Origin of the sequence: Acinetobacter sp. YH12072, from assembly GCF_013419565.1 — a bacterium.
Taxonomy (GTDB): domain Bacteria; phylum Pseudomonadota; class Gammaproteobacteria; order Pseudomonadales; family Moraxellaceae; genus Acinetobacter.
The window spans coordinates 1-3406 of the sequence record NZ_VOZV01000080.1 but is presented as its reverse complement, the minus strand read 5'-3'; the positions used below and the strand labels follow the sequence as shown (position 1 = coordinate 3406).

General features: G+C 47.0%; 2 protein-coding genes and 2 pseudogenes. 3 read left to right on the top strand and 1 reads right to left on the bottom strand.

Going from position 1 to position 3406, the window contains the following annotated elements; translation table 11 throughout:
• Window positions 1–127: 127 nt before the first annotated feature.
• A pseudogene (intI1, locus tag FTU19_RS16030) lies at window positions 128–664 on the bottom strand (class 1 integron integrase IntI1); the annotation flags it as partial.
• 155 nt (window positions 665–819) lie between these two features.
• On the opposite strand from intI1, the gene dfrA16 reads away from it, so the two are divergent.
• The 3 genes and pseudogenes from dfrA16 to FTU19_RS16015 all read left to right on the top strand — a co-directional run bounded on the left by dfrA16 (window position 820) and on the right by FTU19_RS16015 (window position 3280).
• Window positions 820–1293, top strand: a complete 474-nt coding sequence (dfrA16, locus tag FTU19_RS16025) for a trimethoprim-resistant dihydrofolate reductase DfrA16 (protein ID WP_032490158.1) — start codon at window positions 820–822, stop codon at window positions 1291–1293.
• 164 nt (window positions 1294–1457) lie between these two features.
• On the top strand, window positions 1458–2324 hold the full coding sequence (locus FTU19_RS16020) for a PSE family carbenicillin-hydrolyzing class A beta-lactamase CARB-2 (protein ID WP_001931474.1): 867 nt from the start codon (window positions 1458–1460) through the stop codon (window positions 2322–2324).
• 117 nt (window positions 2325–2441) lie between these two features.
• Window positions 2442–3280, top strand: a pseudogene (locus tag FTU19_RS16015) (AadA family aminoglycoside 3''-O-nucleotidyltransferase).
• Window positions 3281–3406: the final 126 nt, after the last annotated feature.

The following is a 3406-nucleotide window of genomic DNA, read 5'->3' as shown; positions in this document are numbered from 1 at the left end:
GCCAGGCCTCAGCATTTTATTATGGTGATCCCCTGGGCGAAATGCGCCTGGTAAGCAGAGTTTTTGAAATGTAAGGCCTTTGAATAAGACAAAAGGCTGCCTCATCGCTAACTTTGCAACAGTGCCACATCAAGGCCCGATCCTTGGAGCCCTTGCCCTCCCGCACGATGATCGTGCCGTGATCGAAATCCAGATCCTTGACCCGCAGTTGCAAACCCTCACTGATCCGCATGCCCGTTCCATACAGAAGCTGGGCGAACAAACGATGCTCGCCTTCCAGAAAACCGAGGATGCGAACCACTTCATCCGGGGTCAGCACCACCGGCAAGCGCCGCGACGGCCGAGGTCTTCCGATCTCCTGAAGCCAGGGCAGATCCGTGCACAGCACCTTGCCGTAGAAGAACAGCAAGGCCGCCAATGCCTGACGATGCGTGGAGACCGAAACCTTGCGCTCGTTCGCCAGCCAGGACAGAAATGCCTCGACTTCGCTGCTGCCCAAGGTTGCCGGGTGACGCACACCGTGGAAACGGATGAAGGCACGAACCCAGTGGACATAAGCCTGTTCGGTTGGTAAGCTGTAATGCAAGTAGCGTATGCGCTCACGCAACTGGTCCAGAACCTTGACCGAACGCAGCGGTGGTAACGGCGCAGTGGCGGTTTTCATGGCTTGTTATGACTGTTTTTTTGTACAGTCTATGCCTCGGGCATCCAAGCAGCAAGCGCGTTACGCCGTGGGTCGATGTTTGATGTTATGGAGCAGCAACGATGTTACGCAGCAGGGCAGTCGCCCTAAAACAAAGTTAACTCGAGGGAGAAATCGTGAAGTTATCACTAATGGCTGCCAAGTCGAAGAACGGTATTATCGGTAATGGACCAGATATTCCATGGAGCGCCAAAGGCGAGCAACTTCTATTTAAGGCAATTACATATAATCAATGGCTTTTAGTTGGACGCAAAACTTTTGAGTCAATGGGCGCTCTCCCAAATCGAAAGTATGCAGTTGTAACTCGCTCTAATTTTTCTACGAATGATGAGGGTGTAATGGTTTTCTCCTCAATTCAGGATGCCTTAATAAATTTAGAGGAAATCACGGATCATGTTATCGTTTCTGGTGGTGGTGAAATATACAAAAGCTTGATTTCCAAAGTAGATACTTTGCATATTTCAACAGTCGACATCGAGCGAGATGGAGACATAGTTTTTCCTGAAATCCCAGATACATTCAAGTTGGTATTTGAGCAAGATTTCGAGTCTAACATTAACTATTGTTATCAAATCTGGCAAAAGAGTTAACAAGCGCCTGCAATCTGACCTCCGGTTACTGTCACCTTTTTTTGCGGTGGAGCTGCAAAAAAGGCGCCATTAACCTCCGGCAGTTGAGGCGGGCGTTAGCCATATTATGGAGCCTCATGCTTTTATATAAAATGTGTGACAATCAAAATTATGGGGTTACTTACATGAAGTTTTTATTGGCATTTTCGCTTTTAATACCATCCGTGGTTTTTGCAAGTAGTTCAAAGTTTCAGCAAGTTGAACAAGACGTTAAGGCAATTGAAGTTTCTCTTTCTGCTCGTATAGGTGTTTCCGTTCTTGATACTCAAAATGGAGAATATTGGGATTACAATGGCAATCAGCGCTTCCCGTTAACAAGTACTTTTAAAACAATAGCTTGCGCTAAATTACTATATGATGCTGAGCAAGGAAAAGTTAATCCCAATAGTACAGTCGAGATTAAGAAAGCAGATCTTGTGACCTATTCCCCTGTAATAGAAAAGCAAGTAGGGCAGGCAATCACACTCGATGATGCGTGCTTCGCAACTATGACTACAAGTGATAATACTGCGGCAAATATCATCCTAAGTGCTGTAGGTGGCCCCAAAGGCGTTACTGATTTTTTAAGACAAATTGGGGACAAAGAGACTCGTCTAGACCGTATTGAGCCTGATTTAAATGAAGGTAAGCTCGGTGATTTGAGGGATACGACAACTCCTAAGGCAATAGCCAGTACTTTGAATAAATTTTTATTTGGTTCCGCGCTATCTGAAATGAACCAGAAAAAATTAGAGTCTTGGATGGTGAACAATCAAGTCACTGGTAATTTACTACGTTCAGTATTGCCGGCGGGATGGAACATTGCGGATCGCTCAGGTGCTGGCGGATTTGGTGCTCGGAGTATTACAGCAGTTGTGTGGAGTGAGCATCAAGCCCCAATTATTGTGAGCATCTATCTAGCTCAAACACAGGCTTCAATGGCAGAGCGAAATGATGCGATTGTTAAAATTGGTCATTCAATTTTTGACGTTTATACATCACAGTCGCGCTGATAAGGCTAACAAGGCCATCAAGTTGACGGCTTTTCCGTCGCTTGTTTTGTGGTTTAACGCTACGCTACCACAAAACAATCAACTCCAAAGCCGCAACTTATGGCGGCGTTAGACATCATGAGGGTAGCGGTGACCATCGAAATTTCGAACCAACTATCAGAGGTGCTAAGCGTCATTGAGCGCCATCTGGAATCAACGTTGCTGGCCGTGCATTTGTACGGCTCCGCAGTGGATGGCGGCCTGAAGCCATACAGCGATATTGATTTGTTGGTTACTGTGGCCGTAAAGCTTGATGAAACGACGCGGCGAGCATTGCTCAATGACCTTATGGAGGCTTCGGCTTTCCCTGGCGAGAGCGAGACGCTCCGCGCTATAGAAGTCACCCTTGTCGTGCATGACGACATCATCCCGTGGCGTTATCCGGCTAAGCGCGAGCTGCAATTTGGAGAATGGCAGCGCAATGACATTCTTGCGGGTATCTTCGAGCCAGCCATGATCGACATTGATCTAGCTATCCTGCTTACAAAAGCAAGAGAACATAGCGTTGCCTTGGTAGGTCCGGCAGCGGAGGAATTCTTTGACCCGGTTCCTGAACAGGATCTATTCGAGGCGCTGAGGGAAACCTTGAAGCTATGGAACTCGCAGCCCGACTGGGCCGGCGATGAGCGAAATGTAGTGCTTACGTTGTCCCGCATTTGGTACAGCGCAATAACCGGCAAAATCGCGCCGAAGGATGTCGCTGCCGACTGGGCAATAAAACGCCTACCTGCCCAGTATCAGCCCGTCTTACTTGAAGCTAAGCAAGCTTATCTGGGACAAAAAGAAGATCACTTGGCCTCACGCGCAGATCACTTGGAAGAATTTATTCGCTTTGTGAAAGGCGAGATCATCAAGTCAGTTGGTAAATGATGTCTAACAATTCGTTCAAGCCGACCGCGCTACGCGCGGCGGCTTAAAGAGATGGATCCGTAAATTTGAACAACTCCTATAAGTGATATTCTGCTCCTCAAATGATGTTATAAACATCAATATATGGAGTATTTTATGGCACGTAGACCAAGAAGAAATCATTCAAATGATTT

What these genes read in the sequence shown, in the direction of transcription:
- FTU19_RS16020 (WP_001931474.1), top strand. Translation starts at nt 1,458, where the DNA reads ATGAAGTTTTTATTGGCATTTTCGCTTTTAATACCATCCGTGGTTTTT.